Origin of the sequence: Hoeflea sp. EC-HK425 (assembly GCF_902498795.1) — a bacterium.
Classification (GTDB): Bacteria; Pseudomonadota; Alphaproteobacteria; order Rhizobiales; family Rhizobiaceae; genus Hoeflea; species Hoeflea alexandrii.
Map to the genome: position 1 here is coordinate 246,987 of NZ_LR701572.1, position 19,224 is coordinate 266,210.

Here is a 19,224-nt window from a genome sequence, read left to right on the forward strand (position 1 = left end):
TGCCGGAGCGGTTACAGCGTTCTTTGCGCACCCGATTGGATGCGCAAAGAACGCTGTAACACTTTGATCGAATGCATGTACGTTGTCGTGTGAACGGATCCGTTTGAACGCGACATGCATTGGGATGAACGCAACCCTGACAGGAATTGAGGCGGATGACGGCGGAAGCCTGGCGGATTCCATTGCTGACTTTCGGAATCGCGGCAGTCGGCGCGGCGCTTACCTACGCCCTGTCTTTTCCCGCTCCGTTCCTCACCGGTCCGGCAATTGCGGTCACGCTTGCCGGGCTGGCGGGCATCAGGACAGCCGCTCCTCCGCAGAGTGCGCGCGATGTGGTGTTCATCATCCTCGGGCTGACAATCGGACAGGGCGTTACGCCGGACGTGTTCGACGCGATGCAGGCCTGGCCGGTCACGCTTGCGGCGCTGGCTGCCAGCCTGCTTGCGATCATCTGGCTTACGCCAGCGCTGCTTGTGCGGTTCTGGGGGATGGATGGCACGACGGCATTTCTGTGTTCTTCACCCGGCCATCTGAGCTATGTGCTCGGTCTGAGCGAAGGCGCCAAGGCGGATCTCAAGATGGTCAGCATCGTGCAGTCGATCCGGGTTCTGGCTCTGACGCTGCTGGCGCCGGTGGTTGTATCCCTCAGCGGAGAGATGCCGGATCAGCCGCCGGACATTCCGCCTGAAACCGCAGCGGTGCCGCTTCTTGCAATGATCATTGCCGCCGCGCTTGCCGGATATGTCCTTGCGCGGTTTCGATTGCCGGCTGCCTATCTGATCGGCGGAATGCTGGTGTCGGTGCTCGGGCATGCTACGGGGCTGGTCAGCGGCGTTATGCATTACTGGCTGGCGGCCGCAGCCTTCGTCTCGCTCGGAGGTCTTATCGGGTCGCGATTTTCCGGCGTCACCTGGCCGCAATTGCGCCGGTCGCTGGGTGCAGGTGTTCTGGTCACGGTGCTCAGTGTTGCTCTCGCCGCGGTCTTTGCGGTCATTGCCCACTGGATCACCGGCATGGACCTGATTGCCATTCTGATCGCCTTTGCGCCGGGAGGACTTGAAACCATGGCAGCAATGTCGGTGATCCTCGGCATCGATCCGACCTTCGTGGCCAGCCACCACGTGGCGCGGCTTTTGATGCTGACGGCGATTGTCCCCATCTTTGTCCTGCGCGCCCGGCGGGATGAGGACTGAGTCCGGTTTTTTCGGCGTCGCGCCATTTTATTGCGAGACCATCCGCATTATGTGGGAGTGGTCTGTAACGACAAACATTGGAGTGCAAGGTGAGCGTGACCAAAGAAGAGGTTCTGGCGAAGCTGAAATCGGTCAAGGGGCCTGATCTCGAGAGCAACATAGTGGATCTCGGACTGGTGTCGGAGATCTTCGTCGCCGATGACAAGGTCTATTTCTCACTCACCGTTCCGGCCGCGCGCGCGCAGGAACTCGAACCGCTGCGTGAGGCCGCCGAACGCGCCACCAAGACGGTGCCGGGCGTCAAGGGTGCCATGGTGGCCCTGACCGCCAGCCGCGAACCGGGATCCGGACCGTCGACGCCTCCACCCGCACCGCAGAGGGCAGCGCATTCGCATTCGCATGCGCCCGCACAGCCAGCGCAGCCACAAGGGCGAGCCAAGGCGGGGGTTCCGGGGATTGGCACCATCATCGCCGTTGCCTCGGGCAAGGGCGGTGTCGGCAAGTCGACGACCGCAGTCAACCTGGCGCTGGGCCTTCAGGCGACCGGCCTCAAGGTCGGCGTTCTCGATGCCGATATCTACGGCCCCTCGATGCCGCGGCTGCTGGGAATCAATGGACGTCCCGAGCAGCTCGAAGGCCGGATGCTCAAGCCGATGGAAAATTACGGCCTGAAGGTCATGTCGATGGGCTTCCTCGTCGAGGAAGACACGCCGATGATCTGGCGTGGGCCGATGGTGATGTCGGCGCTCAACCAGATGCTGCGCGAAGTGGCCTGGGGCGAGCTCGACGTGCTGGTTGTCGACATGCCGCCGGGCACCGGCGACGCCCAGCTTTCGATGGCGCAGAATGTACCGCTGGCCGGCGCGGTCATCGTTTCGACGCCGCAGGATCTTGCGCTGATCGATGCGCGCAAGGGGCTCAACATGTTCAACAAGGTCAGCGTGCCCGTGCTCGGCATCGTCGAGAACATGAGCTATTTCGTCTGCCCCGATTGCGGCGGCCGGCATGACATCTTCGGCCATGGCGGCGCCCGTGACGAGGCGGCCCGGATCGGCACGCCGTTCCTGGGAGAGGTTCCGCTGTCTATGCCGATCCGCGAGACCTCTGACGCGGGCCGCCCGGTGGTGGCCACGGCGCCAGACGGGCCGCACGCCAAGGTCTACCTCGAGATCGCGGCCAAGGTTCGTGCCCGCCTTGACGAACTTTCGGGCGCAGGCGGGCGGGAGATGCCCGAGATCGTTTTCGAGTAAAACCGGTTTAAGGCTCCCGGCAGAGATGTGCAAACATCGCAAGCAGGGCCTGGTCGAGCCCGTCGGTCTGCGGTTCGTGCTGTGACGAGGTGCAGGCGATCACCGTGCCGGTGTCCGGATCGCAATAGAGAAACTGGCCGTGGATGCCCGCGGCGAGAAATGCGTTCGATCCGCCACCGACCTGGTACCAGTTGTTGCGGTAGCGGCCTTTTTTGAGGAAACTGGCCTGGGTGCCGCGCATCCATGCATCGGCATCGCCGTTCTGCTGCATGTCGGCGATCCAGCGTTCAGAGACTATCTGGCGTCCGTTCGCGCTGCCGCCATCGACCAGCATCTGTCCAAGCGCCAGGAGATCATGTGGCCGGCAGGAAACGCCGCCGGCGGTGCGCGGCGCGCCTTCGGGATCAACCGTTATGAAGGCATCGGCCGTCGCGCCGAGCGGCTGCCAGAGCAGCCGGGAGCAGAGATCCGGGAAGCGCTCGCCGGTCACCCGTTCCAGCACGATGCCGAGCATATCCGAGTTGGGCGAGAGATAGGTGTGGTCGCCGCCATGCTCACCCGGCGCCTTTTTAAGGCTGCATAGGAACGAAAGCATGGCCTCGTCGCCGCCCTCGGGTGAGGGCGGATTCCAGGACATGGCGCGGCGGTAGCGGGCATAGTCCAGCTCTGAGAGGTAGGATTCGTCAAAATCGAGACTGACGCGCATGTCGAGCAGATGCTGCACGGTGGCGTCCGCATAGGCGCTGTTGCCCGCCTCCGGCACCAGCTTGCCGACGGGTGTGGAGGGATCAAGCAGGCCCTGGTCTTCAAGGATGCCGGCGACCAGCGCGGTGATCGACTTGGAGATCGAGAACACCAGATGCGGATCGCTGCGATCAACCCCGTCCGCGTGCCATTCGCAGATCAGGCGACCGTCCCGGGAAAGCAGGAAACTGTCGGCCTGGCTGCCGGTGAGCAGATCGGCAACCGACTGGCTTGCACCAAGGCTTGCCGGGCGCGCCAGCAGCTCCGGGTTTTCCGCGACCGGCGGCAGAAGCGCGGGGCTGTTGGTCCTGATCCGGGCGGAGCGGACCATTTCCGCCACATTTCGAAACGCCCAGAAGCTGTAGGGACGGGTGCGCCAGTTGGCCAGAGTTATCGTTTCACGCGCAAAACCGTTCAATATCTCGAATTGTGCTGCATTCGCCATGCGTATCCTCTTGTTTTACGACTTTCTGCCGGCAAGCGACAAAAACTTGAATGAAAGGGTTTCCTTTTTCTGGAAGCATTCTAAACTGCTAACTCTTCCGATTGGAAGCGGAGCCTGATGACTGGAGTCGGAAAATGCGGTTGACACGCCAAACCAATTACGCGGTGCGGATCCTGATGTATTGTGCCGCCAATGATGCGCCGCTGAGCCGGATTGGCGACATTGCCAAGGCCTACTCGGTCTCCGAGCTTTTCCTGTTCAAGATCCTGCAGCCGCTGACCAAATCAGGATTGGTGGAATCAGTGCGTGGACGCAATGGTGGAATTCGGCTTGGCCGGGAAGCCGCAAAGATCTCGCTGCTCGATGTGGTGAAGGTGACGGAAGACAATTTTGCCATGGCGGAGTGCTTCGAGAACGACGCAACCGAATGCCCTCTGGTGGATTCGTGCGGTCTGAATGCTGCACTGAGAAAGGCTCTGGGAGCTTTCTTCGAGGTGCTGGCAGGCTATTCCATCGATGATCTGGTCAAATCGCGTCCGTCGATCAACTTCCTGCTCGGCCTCGAGGAAAAATCGGCCGTACCGGCAGCCTGATCACCTTCTGCCTTGCCCTTTCCCGGACGGTTTTAACGGGCACCGGTCTTTTCCCGCGGTCCTTTGCCCGGGACCTTGTCAGCGCAAATCCGCTGTTTTAAACGATTAGAAGAATGATCACCCGCAGGGGCCCGCGTCCCGGAAGGGAGCAGACCGTGAGCGAGACAATTTTAGCGGACTGGTGGCGCGGCTGTGTCATCTATCAGGTCTATCCTCGATCCTATCAGGACACATCGGGCGACGGCATCGGCGACCTTCGCGGCGTCATCAGGAGGCTCGATCACATTGCGTCGCTGGGTGTGGATGCGATCTGGCTGTCTCCGTTCTTCAAGTCACCGATGGCCGATTTCGGCTATGACGTTTCGGATTTCTGCGATGTTGATCCGATGTTCGGCACGCTTTCGGATTTTGACGAGCTGGTGGAACTGGCCCATGCCCGCGGGCTCAAAATCATCATCGACCAGGTGATCTCGCACTCCTCCGACCAGCATTCCTGGTTCAGGGAAAGCCGGTCGAGCCGGGACAACGCCAAGGCCGACTGGTACATCTGGGCCGATCCCAAGCCCGATGGCACTGCGCCCAACAACTGGCTGTCGATCTTCGGTGGACCGGCCTGGGAGTGGGACACGGTCCGGCGGCAATACTACATGCACAATTTCCTGGCCTCGCAGCCGGATCTGAACTTTCACAATCCTGATCTGCAGAATGCGATTCTCGACACGGTGCGGTTCTGGCTGGACCGCGGCGTTGACGGTTTCCGTCTCGACACGGTCAATTTCTATGTCCATGACAAGCATCTGCGCGACAACCCGCCCTTGTCCAAGAACGCGGAAGACGGCAACTTCATGGGGGTCGATGCGCCCGACACCAATCCCTACGGCTTCCAGGACCACCTCTATGACAAGTCCCAGCCTGAAAACATCGTCTTCCTGCAGCGGCTGCGCGCGCTGCTCAACGAATACGAAGGCCGGACGACGGTGGGTGAGGTGGGGGATGGCCGCCGGTCGCTGAAGACGGTTGCCGCCTACACCAATGGCGGCGACAAGCTGCACATGTGCTACACGTTCGACATGCTGGGTGGAGAGTTTTCCGCCGACCATTTCCGCCGCAGCATCGCCAATTTCCAGTCGGTGGTGCAGGACGGCTGGGTGTGCTGGGCCTTCTCCAACCATGATGTGGAGCGGCACGTGTCGCGCTGGATGCGGGATAGCGACGACCCGGAGCATCTGGCCCGATTTGCGATCAGCATGCTGTCCTCATTCCGCGGATCGATCTGCCTTTACCAGGGCGAGGAGCTGGGGCTGGAAGAAGCCCAGATCGCCTTCGAGGATCTGACCGATCCCTACGGGATCCGCTTCTGGCCGGCCTACAAGGGGCGCGACGGCTGCCGCACACCGATGGTCTGGGAGAAGGACGCCGCCCATGCCGGGTTTTCCGATGCTCCGCGCACCTGGCTGCCCGTCCCGGAAAGCCATCTCAGGCAGGCGGTCGACCAGCAGGACCATCTAAGCGGTTCGCTGCTCAACCATTACCGCCAGACGCTGGCCTTCCGGAAGTCACACACCTGCCTTGTCGACGGGCCGATGGCTTTTCTCGAAACCAATGGGGATGTGCTTGCCTTCATCAGGGGCGAAGGACACGAGCGATTGCTGTTCGTCTTCAATCTGGGCCGTGAACCGGTCGAGTGGACGCCATCTTCGGACCTGCAGATTGCCGAAATCCTCAGGATGCCGGGATTTGCGCCGGGCCATGAAGGCGGCACCGTGATGCTCGAAGGCCTCGACGTATTCTGCGCCCGGCTGGTCTGATCCATCCTTCGGACCGGGCCGGTTACGGGTCAATGATCTCGAAGGCGTCGACATCGATCATGCCGCGGTCGGAGATCTTGAGATGCGGGATAACCGGCAGCGGCAGGAAGGCCAGCTGCAGGAAGGGCTCGTCGAGCGTGCCGCCGAGCGATTTCGCCGCCTTGCGTAGCGGGATCAGGGTCTCGCGCACGGTTTCATAGGGCTGGTCGCTCATCAGGCCCGCTACCGGAAGGGCGATTTCGGCAACCACCTTGCCGCCTTCAGCGACGACGAAGCCGCCGCGAATTTCGCTCAACCGGTTGGCGGCTGCGGCCATGTCGGCCTCCGATGCACCGACCACGCAGATATTGTGGCTGTCATGGCCGATGGTCGAGGCGATGGCGCCGCGTTTGAGGCCAAAACCCTGAACGAAGCCGGTGGCGATGTTTCCGTTCTTGCCGTGACGCTCGATCACGGCGATCTTGAGGATATCGCGCGCGAGATCGATCTGCTTCTCGCCATTGTCGATGACCAGATCGAGGTCGCGCCGTTCGGTGATGATCTTGCCGGGCACAATGCCGATGACCGGTGTCGAACTTCTGTTCTTGCGCACCGTGAAGGAGGCGGCCTCAACCTTTGGTGCTCGCACACTGTCGGTGCCGACCGGTTCGGTCGTGGCGCGCGTGGCGAACAGCGCGTCGGTGACAAGTCGACCTGCGGAGAACACCATTTGCGCGTTGCAATCTTCCAGGCTGTCGAGGACCACGAGGTCGGCGCGCCAGCCCGGTGCGACCAGGCCGCGGTCGCGCAACCCGAAGGCGCGGGCGGCGGAAATCGAGGCGGCGCGGTAGATCGCCAGCGGTTCCACGCCCTTGGCGATGGCATGGCGGATCATGTAGTCGAGATGGCCGTGCTCGGCGATGTCGAGCGGGTTGCGGTCGTCGGTGCAGAGCGCCAGGAAAGCCGAATTGCGCTCGGTGATGATCGGGATCAGCGCGTCGAGATCGCGCGACACGGAGCCTTCACGCACCAGCACATGCATGCCCTTGGACATCTTCTCCAGCGCTTCCTCGGCGGTGGTGGATTCGTGCTCGGTCCGGATGCCGGCGGCGAGATAGCCGTTCAGCCCAAGCCCGCGCAAGAGCGGCGCATGGCCGTCGATATGGCCGCCCTGGAAGGCCTCGAGCTTGGCCATGCAGGCGGGGTCTTTCGAGAGGACGCCAGGGAAATTCATGAACTCCGCGAGACCGATCACCTTGGGGTGGTCGCGGAACGGCAGCAGGTCCTCGATGTCGAGGCGCGCGCCGGCTGTTTCGAGATGGGTGGCGGGAACGCAGCTCGAGAGCTGCACCCTTATGTCCATGATCGTCTGTTCCGAGCAGTCGAGAAAATAGCGGATGCCGGTGGCGCCGATTACATTGGCGATCTCGTGGGGATCGCAGATCGCGGTGGTGATGCCGCGCGGCAAGACGCAGCGGTCGAACTCGTGAGGGGTGACGAGCGAACTTTCGATATGCAGATGGGTGTCGATGAAGCCCGGCACCACGATTCTGCCGGAGATGTCGATTTCCTCTACCCCCGAATAGGTTTCCAGCGTGCCAACAATGCGGTCACCACATATGGCGATGTCGCCTTCGCGCAAAGCCCCGATGGTCAGGTCGAACAGCTTGCCGCCCTTGAGCACGATGTCGGCCGGTGCCTTGCCCTGACCCTGGTCAATCATGTCGCCAAGTGTGCTGCTCATTGCTGGTTCCTCTTGTCGAGTGGTCCGAATCAAAAACCGGCCGGCTTTGCAGCCGGCCGGTCCAGTTTACCCGAAACGGGTGATTACATGGACTTCATCTTGTCGGTGACAGCGGAGGTCCATGCGCCTTCCGGTTCCTTGGTGATGACCGGGTCGGAACCGCCCGACAGCAGGCTGTCGACCGTGCGCCGGTAGTCGGCTTCGTCAAGCGTGCCGTCGGAGCCGGCGGTCAGCTTGGCGATCTCGCCCATCATGCGCTTCTGGTGCTTTTCGGTCTGGGCGCCGCTGGCGTCGTTCTCGAGCACGATCTCGGCCGCTTCGTCCGGGTTTTCCTCGGCCCATTTCCAGCCTTCCATCGAGGCTTTGACGAAGCGGGCAAGCTTGTCGACCATGGCCGGATCTTCGAGGCTCGACTCGAGAACGTAGAGGCCGTCCTCAAGGGTGGCGACGCCTTCTTCTTCGTATTTGAAGGTGATGAGATCGTCAGCCGAAATCCCGGCGTCGATGACCTGCCAGTATTCGTTGTAGGTCATGGTCGAGACGCAGTCGGCCTGCTTCTGGATCAGCGGGTCGACGTTGAAGCCCTGCTTGAGCACTTCGACGCCGTCATCGCCGCCCTGGGTCGGGATGCCGAGCTGGCTCATCCAGGACAGGAACGGGTACTCGTTGCCGAAGAACCAGACGCCCAGCGTCTTGCCCTTGAAGTCGGCAGGCGAGGTGATGCCGGTTTCCTTGAGGCAGGTCAGCATCATGCCCGAGGACTTGAACGGCTGGGCGATGTTGACCAGCGGTACACCCTTCTCGCGGCTGGCAAGCGCCGAAGGCATCCAGTCGACGATGACGTCAGCGCCGCCACCGGCGATGACCTGCGGAGGAGCGATGTCGGGACCGCCCGGCTTGATTTCGACATCGAGGCCGGCCGCTTCATACATGCCCTTGTCCTTGGCGACGTAGTAGCCGGCGAACTGTGCCTGGGTGACCCATTTGAGCTGCAGCGTCAGCTTGTCGGCAGCGAGCGCCGATCCGGCCATCAGCGAAAGCGCCAGACCCATTGTGATTGAGATCGTCTTTTTCATGCCATTCTCCTCTGGTTGAGGCTCCGTCTTGTTATGCACCGGCTCTGCGCCGGTAGGACGGATGCCAGAAAGTTACGGCCCTTTCCGCGAGCGCAATCAGCCCGTAGGAAAGCGACCCGGCCAGTGCCGCGACAAAGATCGTGGCCCAGACCATATCCACATTCATGCGCCCGACTTCGGTGGAAATCCGGAAGCCCATGCCGACAATCGGGGTGCCGAAGAACTCCGCGACAATGGCCCCGATTAGCGCCAGAGTCGAGTTGATCTTGAGTGCATTGAATATGAAAGGCATTGCTGCGGGAAGCCGCAGTTTGAACAGTGTCTGCCAGCGTGTTGCGGCATAGGTTCGCATCAGGTCGCGCTCCATCGAGCCGGTGGCAGCAAGGCCCGCCACCGTGTTGACCAGCATCGGGAAGAAGGTCATCACGACGACGACGGCGGCCTTGGACTGCCAGTCGAAGCCGAACCACATCACCATGATCGGCGCAACGCCGACGATCGGCAGGGCGGCGACCAGGTTTCCGACCGGAATGACGCCCTTGCGCAGGAACGGGCTGCGATCGACCAGGATGGCGGTGAGAAAACCGATGCCGCATCCCATGACGTAACCGGCGATCACCGCCTTGAGATAGGTCTGCTGGAAATCCGCCCAGAGGATGTGGGTGGAAGTCAGGATGCGCCCCCAGATCATCGACGGGGCGGGCAGCAGCACGCTCGGCACGTTGAAGCCGCGGGTGACGCCTTCCCACAGCGCGATCAGCGCGGCACCGAAGAGCACCGGGATGAGGACATTGACGAGGTTTGCGACCGTCGGGCTCGAGGGTTTGAGCCGGGCGAGCCAGATGTTGACTGCCCAGGCCGCGAGCCAGAACGCGATTGCCGTGAGAAAGGGACCATTCATGCCGGCTTCACTCCCATGCGCCGATTGACCCAGGCTCCGATGATGTCGACGGTCATGACCAGGATCCCGGCAAGTGCGGCGGCCATCAGCAAAGCCGACCAGATCTGTACGGTCTGGCCGTAGTAGGAACCGGCCAGCAGGCGTGCGCCGAGGCCGGCAACGGCGCCGGTCGGCAGTTCACCGACAATGGCGCCGACCAGTGCAATCGAGATCGCCACCTTCATCGAGGTGACAAGAAACGGCACAGCGGCGGGCAGGCGAAGCTTCCAGAAGGTCTGGGAAGCGGTGGCCGAATAGGTGCGCATCAGGTCGAGATGCATGACTTCCGGCGAACGCAGTCCCTTGGTCATTCCGACCGCAATCGGGAAGAACGAGAGATACATCGAGATCGTGGCCTTCGGCAGCAGACCCGAGATGCCTACGGCATTGAGCACAACGATGATCATCGGCGCAATCGCCAGGATGGGGATCGTCTGCGAGGTAATGATCCACGGCATCAGCGAGCGGTCAAGCGTCTGGTAATGGACGATACCGACGGCAAGCGCCACGCCGAGCACGGTGCCCATCAGGAAGCCGAGCAGGGTCGAGGACAGGGTGATCCAGGAATGGTAGACGAGGCTGCGCTTCGAGGTGATGCTCTTGCCCACCGTGGTGTCCCACAGTTCCGCAAAGACCTGGTGAGGAGCCGGCAGCACCGGGCGTTCCTGGGCCATGGTGCGCGGCAGGATCTCAGAAAAGCTGATGGTGTTTCCCGCACGTTGCGCCTGGTCGCGCTCGAAGGGGGTATTGAGGAAGACGGCCGCCGCATACCAGAGCGCGATGATGGCGAGCACCACGGTGCCGATGGGCAGGATCTTGTCGTGGAGAAGGCTGTGCTCACTCATGCAGCCTCTCCCGGCCAGCGCATCCACAGCGTCGGAATGCCTTCCTCGGTGGCGGTGTCACGACGGGTGAAATCCTCCTGGAAGCCTTCCCGTTCATAAAAACGCAGCGCCTGGGTGTTGCGTTCGAACACGGTGAGCTCGAGTCCCTCCGGGTGTGCCGCCTTGGCCGCGTCGAGCAGCATCTTGCCAACGCCTTTTCCGCGCGCATCGGGGCGCAAGTAAAGCGCCGGGACAAAGCCGTCATTGCTCATGGAGAGGTAGCCAAGGATCTCGCCATCTTCCGCCGCCACGAACAGGGTGCGGGTCTCCAGCAAGGCCGGAACGAACAGCGCCTCGACAGCCGCGTGATCAATCGTGCGCGGAAGCCATTCCGTCGCGTCGATATAGTCATTGATAATGGCCGCGCAGACCGGAAGATCGGCCACGGTGGCGTAGCGTAGCGACATCTCTCTACCCCGGCTTCGGACAGCGCTAGTCATCATAGCTGTGCCCTGCCTTGAGACCTTCGCGAACCTGATGGGCGATCTTGAGGAACTCCGGCGTTTCGCGGATATCGAGCGACCGTTCCGTGCCCAGTGCGCTGCAATCGATGATCTCGTAGATGCGGCCCGGACGGGGGCTCATGACCACGATCTTGGTCGAGAGGAACACCGCTTCCGGGATCGAGTGGGTGACGAAGACCACCGTCTTTTTCGTCTTCGCCCAGAGCTTGAGCAACTGCTCGTTCAGATGATCGCGGACGATCTCGTCGAGCGCGCCAAACGGCTCGTCCATCAACAGCATGTCCGGTTCGACGGCGAGCGCGCGGGCGATGGAGGCGCGCTGCTGCATGCCGCCCGACAGCTGCCAGGGGAACTTCTTCTCGAAACCGGACAGGTTGACCAGTTCCAGGTTGGACTTGATGCGCGACGTGCGGGTGGCGGCATCAAGGCCCATCACTTCCAGCGGCAGGGCGATGTTGTCCTCGATGGTGCGCCAGGGCAGCAGTGCTGCCTGCTGGAACACATAGCCATAGGCGCGGGCGAGGCGGGCCTGCTCCGGCGTCAGGCCATTGACCGAAACCGATCCGCCGGTCGGCTGCTCGAGATCGGCAATAACCCGGAGCAGGGTGGTCTTGCCGCAGCCCGACGGGCCGATCAGCGAAACAAACTCGCCCTCAGTGATATCGAGCGTGATATCCTTGAGCGCATGCACCGGGCCGTCATTGGTCTCGAAGGTGAGGTCCAGTTTTTGGGCAGATATCACTGTCTCAGGCATGAGTTGCCGCTTTTTGTTTCATTGCATTCCCCCGAGAATTGCCTTGTGTCAGTCCTTGCCAGCGCCAAAGGTGATGCTGGCAAGGACCATGCCATTATACCCCGGTCGCCGGGATGCCCGAGCGTTCGACCTTGCGCGGCGAGGTGAGTTCCTTCCAGGAGGACAGCGCCTTGTTGACCGGGGTGACCGGTTCGCGGGCGACGAACTTGCCGTGGCCTTCCTGGGTCCGGATTTCGCCATCATGGACAGCGACGTGACCGCGGGTCAGCGTGTAGCGTGGCAGGCCCTTGACGTGCTTGCCCTCGAAGACGTTGTAGTCGATCGCCGACTGCTGGGCGCCGGCCGTGATGGTCTTGGACTTCTCCGGATCCCAGACCACCAGATCGGCATCCGCTCCGACCAGCACCGCGCCCTTTTTCGGGTAGCAGTTGAGGATCTTGGCAATATTTGTCGAGGTGACGGCAACGAACTCGTTCATGGTCAGCCGTCCGGTGGCGACACCGTAGGTCCAGAGCATCGGCATGCGGTCCTCGAGACCGCCGGTGCCGTTGGGGATCTTGGTGAAATCGCCGACGCCGTAGCGCTTCTGCTCGGTGGTGAAGGCGCAATGGTCGGTGGCGACCACCTGCAGCGAGCCCGCCGACAGGCCGGCCCAGAGACTATCCTGGTGCATCTTGTTGCGGAAGGGCGGGCTCATCACCCGGCGGGCCGCATGATCCCAGTCGGGATGGGCGTATTCGCTCTCATCCAGCGTGAGATGCTGGATCAGCGGCTCGCCCCAGACCCGCATGCCCTTCTGACGGGCGCGGCGGATGGCCTCGTGGCTCTGCTCGCAGGATGTGTGCACGACATAGAGCGGTGTGCCGGCCATGTCGGCGATCATGATGGCGCGGTTGGTGGCCTCGCCCTCGACTTCCGCCGGCCGCGAATAGGCGTGTGCTTCCGGGCCGTTGTTGCCTTCGGCGAGCAGTTTCTGCTGCAACTGGGCCACCACGTCACCGTTCTCGGCGTGGACCATGGCGATGCCGCCCAGTTCACCGATGCGCTGGAACGAGGAGTACATTTCATCGTCATCGACCATCAGCGCGCCCTTGTAGGCCATGAAGTGCTTGAAGGTTGTGATGCCGCGATCCCTGACCACCGCTTCCATCTCGTTGAACACCTGCTCGCCCCACCAGGTGATCGCCATGTGGAAGGAGTAATCGCAATTGGCGCGGGTCGACTTGTTGTCCCACATGGTCAGCGCTTCGAGAAGCGACTGGCCGGGCGAGGGGAGCGCGAAATCGATGACCATGGTGGTGCCGCCGGACAGCGCCGCGCGCGTGCCGCTTTCGAAATCATCGGCGGAGTAGGTGCCCATGAACGGCATTTCGAGATGGGTGTGCGGGTCGATGCCGCCGGGCATGACATAGCAGCCGGTGGCGTCGAGCGACTTGTCGCCCACCAGGTTGGGGCCGATGGCGGTGATGACGCCGCCTTCGATCATCACGTCCGCCTTGTAGGTCAGATCGGCGGTGACGATGGTTCCGTTCTTGATGACGGTGGTGCTCATGATGCACGTCCTCTTGCTGTTCCAATTCGTGTGTTGATCAGCCGTCTTGATGCGGCCTTCTCAAGATGCTGATCGTCTAGTCGGCATAGCCGGGGTTTTCCCGGTCGAGCACGCGTTTCATTTCCTCGAAATGCGAGAATTCGGCGTCCTTGTAGACCTCCCATTCGCGCGCCACGGATTCAGCCAACTCGTCGTTCATCACGTTGAGCGGCTGGCCGGTCGAGTAGGCCAGCACCATGGTGCGGGCGGCGCGCTCGAGATGGTACATGGCGTCGAAGGCCTCGGCCACGGTGCGGGCGACCGTGGTGACGCCGTGGTTGGCCATCATGACGTTGGAATGATTGCCGATGGTGGCTGCGATGCGTTCGCCTTCCGCCTCGTCATTGGCGATGCCGCCAAAATCCATGTCCATCGCCAGCCGGTTGAAGAACCGGGCCGTGGTCTGGTCGATCGGCTTGATCGAGGGATCTTTCAGGCCCGCGAGCGCGGTAGCGTGCGGCGGATGAAGATGCAGCGCCACGCGGGCGTGCGGCACGCGGCGATGGATGGCGCCGTGGATCGACCAGGCCGACGGATCGGGCGCATCGGGACGCTTCATGGTGTCGGGATCATCAGCGTCGATCAGAAGCATTTCGCTGGCCTTGGCCATCGAGAAATGCTTCCAGCGCGGGTTCATCAGGAACTTTTTCCCGTCGGGCGAGACTGCGGCCGAGAAATGGTTGGCGACGCCTTCGTGCCAGTCATAATAGGCAGCGAGCCGAAGAGCGGCTGCAAGGTCTATGCGAAGCTGAGTCTCTTCGGAGTTCTCGAGGGACACGACTTTGGCTGATGTGTTCATGACATTACCTCGGGCTGTGGATTAGCCATTCCCCATCCCCCTTGAGGGGTAAGGTCAGGGGTAGGGGGACTGCTCGAATGTAGAGGAGAGAGGATCAGCGCGACTGAAGGATGGGACGTCTGGCCTTGGGATGTCTCAGACCTCAATGAGGCCAAGCCGCATTTCAATACGGGAAACGCGTTCACCCATCCGGTCGAGCCGGTTCGACAGGTTTGCGTATTGCATTTCGATAATGCCGAGCCGACCTTTGATTTCCCGCAGGTCTTCCGAGTGCTTGTCCTGAGTCGCGCGAATGGCGCGAAGATGCTCAAGCACAAGGTCTTCAGTTGACGGCGACATGGCCGTGGCTCCAGTCGGTTGAGGATGTCCCAATATAAGGCCATTTGCGCTATTCCACCACCCCGGCGGTTTCCACCACCGCATGCATGAGAACATCGCAGCCCGCACCGGCCCATTCCTTGGTGATTTCCTCGGCCTCGTTGTGCGACAAGCCGTCGACGCAGGGGCACATGACCATTGCGGTGGGCGCCACGCGGTTAATCCAGCAGGCGTCATGGCCGGCGCCGGAGATGATGTCCATGTGGGAATAGCCAAGCCGCTCGGCGGCGTCGCGGATCGCCTTGACGCAGCCATGGTCGAATTCCGGCGGGTCGAACTGGCCGACGATCTCGGCCTCGAATCCGACGCCCAGGGCATCGCAGAGTTTCGGCGCTTCGGCCATCAGCCGGTCGACCATTCCATTGAGCGTATCGAGTTCATGGCTGCGGAAATCGATAGTGAAGACCGCCTTGCCCGGAATGATGTTGCGGGAGTTGGGGTAGATGTCGATGTGGCCGATGGCGCCCACCGCGTTGGGCGCATTGTCCATGGCGATCTGGTGCACCAGCTCGGTGATCTGGGCGAGGCCGCGGCCGGCGTTCAGCCGCATCGGCATCGGGGTCGAGCCAGTGTGGCTTTCCTTGCCGGTAACGGTGCACTGGACCCAGCGCAGGCCCTGGCCGTGGGTGACGACACCGATATCCTTGCCCTTGGCCTCGAGGATCGGGCCCTGCTCGATGTGCAGCTCGAACAGCGCATGCATCTTTCGCGCGCCCACCTCCTCGTCGCCCTTCCAGCCGATGCGCTCGAGCTCGTCGCCGAAGCGCTTGCCCTTGGCGTCGACCCGGTCATAGGCCCAGTCCTGCTCGTGCACGCCGGCGAATACGCCCGAGGCCAGCATGGCAGGGGCAAAGCGGGTGCCTTCCTCGTTGGTCCAGTTGACCACTACGATCGGGTGCCTGGTCTTGATGTCGAGATCGTTGAGCGTGCGCACCAGCTCGAGGCCGGCCAGAACGCCGAGCACGCCGTCATACTTGCCGCCAGTGGGCTGTGTGTCGAGGTGAGAGCCGACATAGACCGGCAGCGCATCGGGATCGGTGCCGGGCCGTGTCATGAACATGTTGCCCATGGTGTCCACACCCATGGTGAGCCCCGCCTGTTCGCACCACTTGCGGAACAGGTGGCGGCCTTCACCGTCCTCGTCGGTCAGGGTCTGGCGGTTGTTGCCGCCGGCGACGCCCGGTCCGATCTTGGCCATCTCCATGAGCGAGTCCCACAGCCGGTCGGGGTTGATGCGGAGGTTTGCTGCGGGTGCGGACATGGTGGTCTCCTATTTCAGTTCGACTTCGACAAAGCTCATCGGCCTTGTTCCGGCATTTATCACATTGTGCTCGACACCGAGCGGACGGCGATAGGCCTCGCCCGGCGCCATGGTCACTTCACGGGTGCCACCGCCCGGCTCCTCGAGCAGCATCACGCATTCGGTCACCGGGGTGACGACATAATCATGACCGTGAACATGCCAGCCGGTCTCCGCCCCGGGGGCGAAATCGAAGCGCGTCACGCGGACGCGGTCGTCATCGACCAGGGTTGTTGCGTTGGCAGGTTCGCGTGTCATGGTTCAGCTCGGGCTCAGCTCGGGAAAGTGAAGACCGCGCCGGACTTGATGCCGTTGGGCCAGCGCGATGTGATGGTTTTCAGGCGGGTGTAGAAGCGGACGCCTTCAGGGCCGTAGATCGAGTGATCGCCGAACAGCGAGCGCTTCCAGCCGCCGAAGGAGTGGTAGGCGACCGGCACCGGGATCGGCACGTTGACGCCGACCATGCCGACCTCGATGGAATCTGAGAAGGCGCGGGCGGCGTCGCCGTCGCGGGTGAAGATCGCGGTGCCGTTGCCGTATTCGTGGTCGTTGATCATCTTGACGGCGTCGTCGAAGCTGCCGGCGCGGACGACCGAGAGCACCGGGCCGAAGATCTCTTCCTTGTAGATGGTCATGTCGGTGGTGACGCGGTCAAACAGCGTGCCGCCGACGAAGTAGCCGTTCTCGTAGCCCTGCAGCGAGAAGCCGCGGCCATCGACCACCAGTTCGGCGCCTTCGCTGACCCCCTGGTCGATGTAGCCCAGCACCTTTTCCTGATGCATCTTGGTCACCACCGGGCCCATTTCGGCCGTCTCGTCGGTGGCAGGCCCGATCTTGAGCGCCTCGACACGGGGCTTGAGCTTGGCAACCAGCGCGTCGGCGGTCTTCTCGCCCACGGGAACCGCGACCGAGATCGCCATGCAGCGCTCGCCGGCGGAGCCGTAGCCTGCGCCCATCAGCGCGTCGGCGGCCTGGTCCATGTCGGCGTCGGGCATGATCACCATGTGGTTCTTGGCACCGCCAAGCGCCTGCACGCGCTTGCCGTTGGCGGTGCCGCGCGAATAGACATACTGGGCGATCGGGGTAGAGCCGACGAAGCTGATGGCCTTGACATCGGGGTGATCGAGCAGCGTATCGACGGCAAGCTTGTCGCCATGGACGATGTTGAGCACGCCTTCGGGAAAGCCTGCTTCCTGGAACAGTTTCCAGGCCAGCATCGGCGCGGAGGGATCGCGCTCGGAGGGCTTGAGGACAAAGGTATTCCCGCAGGCGACCGCGATCGGATACATCCACATCGGCACCATGGCCGGGAAGTTGAACGGGGTGATGCCGGCGACGACACCGAGCGGCTGGCGGTCGGCGATGGAATCGACGCCCGGGCCGACATTGCGGGAGAAGTCCCCCTTGAGCAGATTGGGGATGCCGCAGGCAAATTCCACCACCTCGATGCCGCGGGTGACTTCACCGAGTGCATCGTCATGGGTCTTGCCGTGCTCGCGGCTGATCTCGCGGGCGATGTCGCTCGCGTGGCGGTCAAGTAGTTCCTTGAACTTGAACATGAATCGGGCGCGCTTCAATGGTGGCATCGCGCCCCAGGCCGGCTGGGCCGCCTTGGCGTTGGCCACGGCCGCGTTGATTTCCTCGACCGTCGAGAGCGGCAGTTCGGCGATCTGTTCGCCGGTCGCCGGGTTGAAGACGGGGGACCTGCGGTCCGAGCCGGAAATCGTCAGCTTGCCGCCGATGGCGTTTTCAATGATCTGCATGGTTACGCGACCCCTTTGAGCACTGTGCGCAGTTTTTCAAACAATTCGTCGATCTGATCCTTCGAGATGATCAGGGGCGGGGAGAGCGCGATGATGTCGCCGGTGGTGCGGATCAGCAAGCCGTCGTCATAGGCCTTGAGAAAGGCCGAGAAGGCGCGCTTGGTCGGCTCGCCGGCAATCGGATCGAGCTCGATAGCGCCGATCAGGCCGGTGTTGCGGATGTCGATGACATGCGGGCAGTCTTTCAGCGAATGCAGTTGCTCCTCCCAGTAGGGGGACAGTTCGGCAGCGCGGGTCAGCAGGCCTTCTTCCTTGTAGGTGTCGAGCGTTGCGAGCGCTGCGGCGGATGCGATCGGGTTGCCCGAATAGGTGTAGCCGTGGAAGAACTCGATCATGTGCTCCGGGCCCTGCATGAAGGCGTCGTGGATCTCGGAGGTGACGAAGACTGCGCCCATCGGGATGACGCCGTTGGTCAGGCCCTTGGCGGATGTGATCATGTCCGGCATGACATCGTAGTGCTGGGCAGCAAACGGCGAGCCGAGGCGGCCGAAGCCGGTGATAACCTCGTCGAAGATCAAGAGGATGCCGTGCTTTGTGCAGATCTCGCGCAGCTTCTTGAGGTAGCCCTTCGGCGGGATCAGCACGCCGGTGGAGCCCGCCACCGGCTCGACGATGACGGCGGCAATGGTCGAGGCATCGTGCAGGGTGACGATGCGCTCAAGTTCGCTCGCCAGGTCGCCGCCATGTTCGGGCTGCCCCTTGGTGAAGGCGTTCTGCGCAGGCAGATGGGTGTGCGGCATGTGATCTACGCCGGTCAGCAGCGTGCCGAACATCTTGCGGTTGGTAACGATGCCGCCAACCGAGATGCCGCCGAAATTGACGCCGTGATAGCCGCGCTCGCGGCCGATCAGCCGGGTGCGGGAGCCGTTGCCCTTCACCCGGTGGTAGGCGAGCGCCACCTTCAGTGCGGTTTCGACCGACTCAGAGCCGGAATTGGTGAAAAGCACATGGTCCATGCCATCGGGGGCGATATCGACCAGGCGGTTGGCCAGCTCAAAAGCCTTCGGATGGCCCATCTGGAAAGCGGGCGCGTAGTCCAGTTCGCCTGCCTGCTGGGCAATCGCCTCGGTGATCTTCGGGCGGCAATGGCCTGCGTTGACACACCACAGCCCCGCCGTGCCATCGAGGATCTTGCGGCCATCGGAGGCGGTAAAATGCATGTCCTTTGCGCCGACCAGCATCCGCGGGTTCTGCTTGAACTGGCGGTTGGCGGTGAACGGCATCCAGAACGCACGCAGATCATTGGGGGTTGTGTTGAGCCGGTTTGACATGGCTGGTGCGCCTCCTGACGCGTGGGGTTCCCGATCCTTCAGTCAAGTGCCACTTCACGTGGCTTGTATCCGCCGACAGTGCTTTGTTGCGAAATATTGACTGTTTGATAAAACTCTATCAGGGTCAATCACCCGGTCAAGGCAAATTCGGCGTTGTGCGCAACAGCTTCGGTGCAACGGATTGCCGC

General features: G+C 62.4%; 18 protein-coding genes. 4 read left to right on the forward strand and 14 right to left on the reverse strand.

Annotated features, from left to right (window positions below; all coding sequences use genetic code 11):
- The first annotated feature begins 155 nt into the window (after positions 1–155).
- Positions 156–1,193, forward strand: a complete 1,038-nt coding sequence (locus SPHINGO391_RS04040; protein WP_152007620.1) for an AbrB family transcriptional regulator — start codon at positions 156–158, stop codon at positions 1,191–1,193.
- 89 nt (positions 1,194–1,282) lie between these two features.
- The gene (locus SPHINGO391_RS04045; RefSeq protein ID WP_152007621.1) at positions 1,283–2,443 is read left to right on the forward strand and encodes an Mrp/NBP35 family ATP-binding protein; all 1,161 of its coding nucleotides are present in this window, start codon (positions 1,283–1,285) and stop codon (positions 2,441–2,443) included.
- A 7-nt stretch (positions 2,444–2,450) separates the two neighbouring features.
- On the opposite strand, the gene SPHINGO391_RS04050 is transcribed toward SPHINGO391_RS04045, so the two are convergent.
- Positions 2,451–3,632, reverse strand: coding sequence for a serine hydrolase (locus SPHINGO391_RS04050; protein ID WP_152007622.1), 1,182 nt, complete (start codon positions 3,630–3,632; stop codon positions 2,451–2,453).
- A 134-nt stretch (positions 3,633–3,766) separates the two neighbouring features.
- Between SPHINGO391_RS04050 and rirA the strand changes: the two genes are divergently transcribed.
- Both rirA and SPHINGO391_RS04060 read left to right on the forward strand, forming a co-directional pair.
- The gene (rirA, locus tag SPHINGO391_RS04055) at positions 3,767–4,225 is read left to right on the forward strand and encodes an iron-responsive transcriptional regulator RirA (protein WP_152007623.1); all 459 of its coding nucleotides are present in this window, start codon (positions 3,767–3,769) and stop codon (positions 4,223–4,225) included.
- A gap of 155 nt (positions 4,226–4,380) precedes the next feature.
- Entirely contained in the window at positions 4,381–6,033 is a 1,653-nt protein-coding gene (locus SPHINGO391_RS04060; RefSeq protein ID WP_244615106.1) for an alpha-glucosidase, read from the forward strand.
- Between the two features lie 22 nt (positions 6,034–6,055).
- Here SPHINGO391_RS04060 and ade read toward each other — a convergent pair whose 3' ends face one another.
- The 13 genes from ade to SPHINGO391_RS04125 form a co-directional block, all read right to left on the reverse strand.
- A complete protein-coding gene (ade, locus tag SPHINGO391_RS04065) occupies positions 6,056–7,756 on the reverse strand; it encodes an adenine deaminase (RefSeq protein WP_152007625.1) in 1,701 nt (566 codons plus the stop codon).
- A gap of 83 nt (positions 7,757–7,839) precedes the next feature.
- Positions 7,840–8,808, reverse strand: a complete 969-nt coding sequence (locus tag SPHINGO391_RS04070) for an ABC transporter substrate-binding protein (RefSeq protein WP_244615366.1) — start codon at positions 8,806–8,808, stop codon at positions 7,840–7,842.
- Positions 8,809–8,863: 55 nt separating this feature from the next.
- Entirely contained in the window at positions 8,864–9,733 is an 870-nt protein-coding gene (locus tag SPHINGO391_RS04075) for an ABC transporter permease (protein ID WP_152007627.1), read from the reverse strand.
- Entirely contained in the window at positions 9,730–10,617 is an 888-nt protein-coding gene (locus tag SPHINGO391_RS04080; RefSeq protein ID WP_152007628.1) for an ABC transporter permease, read from the reverse strand. The genes SPHINGO391_RS04075 and SPHINGO391_RS04080 overlap by 4 nt, the downstream gene beginning before the upstream one ends.
- Complete coding sequence (locus SPHINGO391_RS04085) at positions 10,614–11,063, reverse strand: GNAT family N-acetyltransferase (protein WP_193217180.1); 450 nt, start codon at positions 11,061–11,063, stop codon at positions 10,614–10,616. The genes SPHINGO391_RS04080 and SPHINGO391_RS04085 overlap by 4 nt, the downstream gene beginning before the upstream one ends.
- Before the next feature lie 25 nt (positions 11,064–11,088).
- Positions 11,089–11,874 carry an ABC transporter ATP-binding protein gene (locus SPHINGO391_RS04090; protein WP_152007630.1) on the reverse strand — a complete coding sequence of 262 codons (786 nt, stop codon included), beginning with the start codon at positions 11,872–11,874 and terminating at the stop codon, positions 11,089–11,091.
- 94 nt (positions 11,875–11,968) lie between these two features.
- Entirely contained in the window at positions 11,969–13,426 is a 1,458-nt protein-coding gene (gene hydA / locus SPHINGO391_RS04095; protein WP_152007631.1) for a dihydropyrimidinase, read from the reverse strand.
- Between the two features lie 76 nt (positions 13,427–13,502).
- Complete coding sequence (locus tag SPHINGO391_RS04100; protein ID WP_152007632.1) at positions 13,503–14,264, reverse strand: class II aldolase/adducin family protein; 762 nt, start codon at positions 14,262–14,264, stop codon at positions 13,503–13,505.
- 135 nt (positions 14,265–14,399) lie between these two features.
- Positions 14,400–14,603, reverse strand: a complete 204-nt coding sequence (locus SPHINGO391_RS04105; protein ID WP_152007633.1) for a hypothetical protein — start codon at positions 14,601–14,603, stop codon at positions 14,400–14,402.
- A 49-nt stretch (positions 14,604–14,652) separates the two neighbouring features.
- Positions 14,653–15,903 (reverse strand): Zn-dependent hydrolase, encoded by a 1,251-nt coding sequence (locus SPHINGO391_RS04110; protein WP_152007634.1) that lies wholly within the window; start codon positions 15,901–15,903, stop codon positions 14,653–14,655.
- Positions 15,904–15,912: 9 nt separating this feature from the next.
- Complete coding sequence (locus SPHINGO391_RS04115) at positions 15,913–16,200, reverse strand: cupin domain-containing protein (protein WP_152007635.1); 288 nt, start codon at positions 16,198–16,200, stop codon at positions 15,913–15,915.
- 14 nt (positions 16,201–16,214) lie between these two features.
- Positions 16,215–17,705, reverse strand: a complete 1,491-nt coding sequence (locus SPHINGO391_RS04120; RefSeq protein ID WP_152007636.1) for a CoA-acylating methylmalonate-semialdehyde dehydrogenase — start codon at positions 17,703–17,705, stop codon at positions 16,215–16,217.
- A 2-nt stretch (positions 17,706–17,707) separates the two neighbouring features.
- Positions 17,708–19,036 (reverse strand): aspartate aminotransferase family protein, encoded by a 1,329-nt coding sequence (locus tag SPHINGO391_RS04125; RefSeq protein ID WP_152007637.1) that lies wholly within the window; start codon positions 19,034–19,036, stop codon positions 17,708–17,710.
- Between the last annotated feature and the right edge of the window lie 188 nt (positions 19,037–19,224).

Excerpts from the sequence above, each read along its gene's own strand:
- SPHINGO391_RS04040 (WP_152007620.1), top strand. The coding sequence starts at position 156 with ATGACGGCGGAAGCCTGGCGGATTCCATTGCTGACTTTCGGAATCGCG.
- SPHINGO391_RS04110 (WP_152007634.1), bottom strand. The coding sequence starts at position 15,903 with ATGTCCGCACCCGCAGCAAACCTCCGCATCAACCCCGACCGGCTGTGG.
- SPHINGO391_RS04115 (WP_152007635.1), bottom strand. The coding sequence starts at position 16,200 with ATGACACGCGAACCTGCCAACGCAACAACCCTGGTCGATGACGACCGC.
- SPHINGO391_RS04070 (WP_244615366.1), bottom strand. The coding sequence starts at position 8,808 with ATGGGTCTGGCGCTTTCGCTGATGGCCGGATCGGCGCTCGCTGCCGAC.
- SPHINGO391_RS04090 (WP_152007630.1), bottom strand. The coding sequence starts at position 11,874 with ATGCCTGAGACAGTGATATCTGCCCAAAAACTGGACCTCACCTTCGAG.
- SPHINGO391_RS04085 (WP_193217180.1), bottom strand. The coding sequence starts at position 11,063 with ATGTCGCTACGCTACGCCACCGTGGCCGATCTTCCGGTCTGCGCGGCC.
- SPHINGO391_RS04100 (WP_152007632.1), bottom strand. The coding sequence starts at position 14,264 with ATGAACACATCAGCCAAAGTCGTGTCCCTCGAGAACTCCGAAGAGACT.
- SPHINGO391_RS04125 (WP_152007637.1), bottom strand. The coding sequence starts at position 19,036 with ATGTCAAACCGGCTCAACACAACCCCCAATGATCTGCGTGCGTTCTGG.
- SPHINGO391_RS04105 (WP_152007633.1), bottom strand. The coding sequence starts at position 14,603 with ATGTCGCCGTCAACTGAAGACCTTGTGCTTGAGCATCTTCGCGCCATT.
- SPHINGO391_RS04080 (WP_152007628.1), bottom strand. The coding sequence starts at position 10,617 with ATGAGTGAGCACAGCCTTCTCCACGACAAGATCCTGCCCATCGGCACC.
- rirA (WP_152007623.1), top strand. The coding sequence starts at position 3,767 with ATGCGGTTGACACGCCAAACCAATTACGCGGTGCGGATCCTGATGTAT.
- hydA (WP_152007631.1), bottom strand. The coding sequence starts at position 13,426 with ATGAGCACCACCGTCATCAAGAACGGAACCATCGTCACCGCCGATCTG.
- ade (WP_152007625.1), bottom strand. The coding sequence starts at position 7,756 with ATGAGCAGCACACTTGGCGACATGATTGACCAGGGTCAGGGCAAGGCA.
- SPHINGO391_RS04120 (WP_152007636.1), bottom strand. The coding sequence starts at position 17,705 with ATGCAGATCATTGAAAACGCCATCGGCGGCAAGCTGACGATTTCCGGC.
- SPHINGO391_RS04075 (WP_152007627.1), bottom strand. The coding sequence starts at position 9,733 with ATGAATGGTCCCTTTCTCACGGCAATCGCGTTCTGGCTCGCGGCCTGG.
- SPHINGO391_RS04050 (WP_152007622.1), bottom strand. The coding sequence starts at position 3,632 with ATGGCGAATGCAGCACAATTCGAGATATTGAACGGTTTTGCGCGTGAA.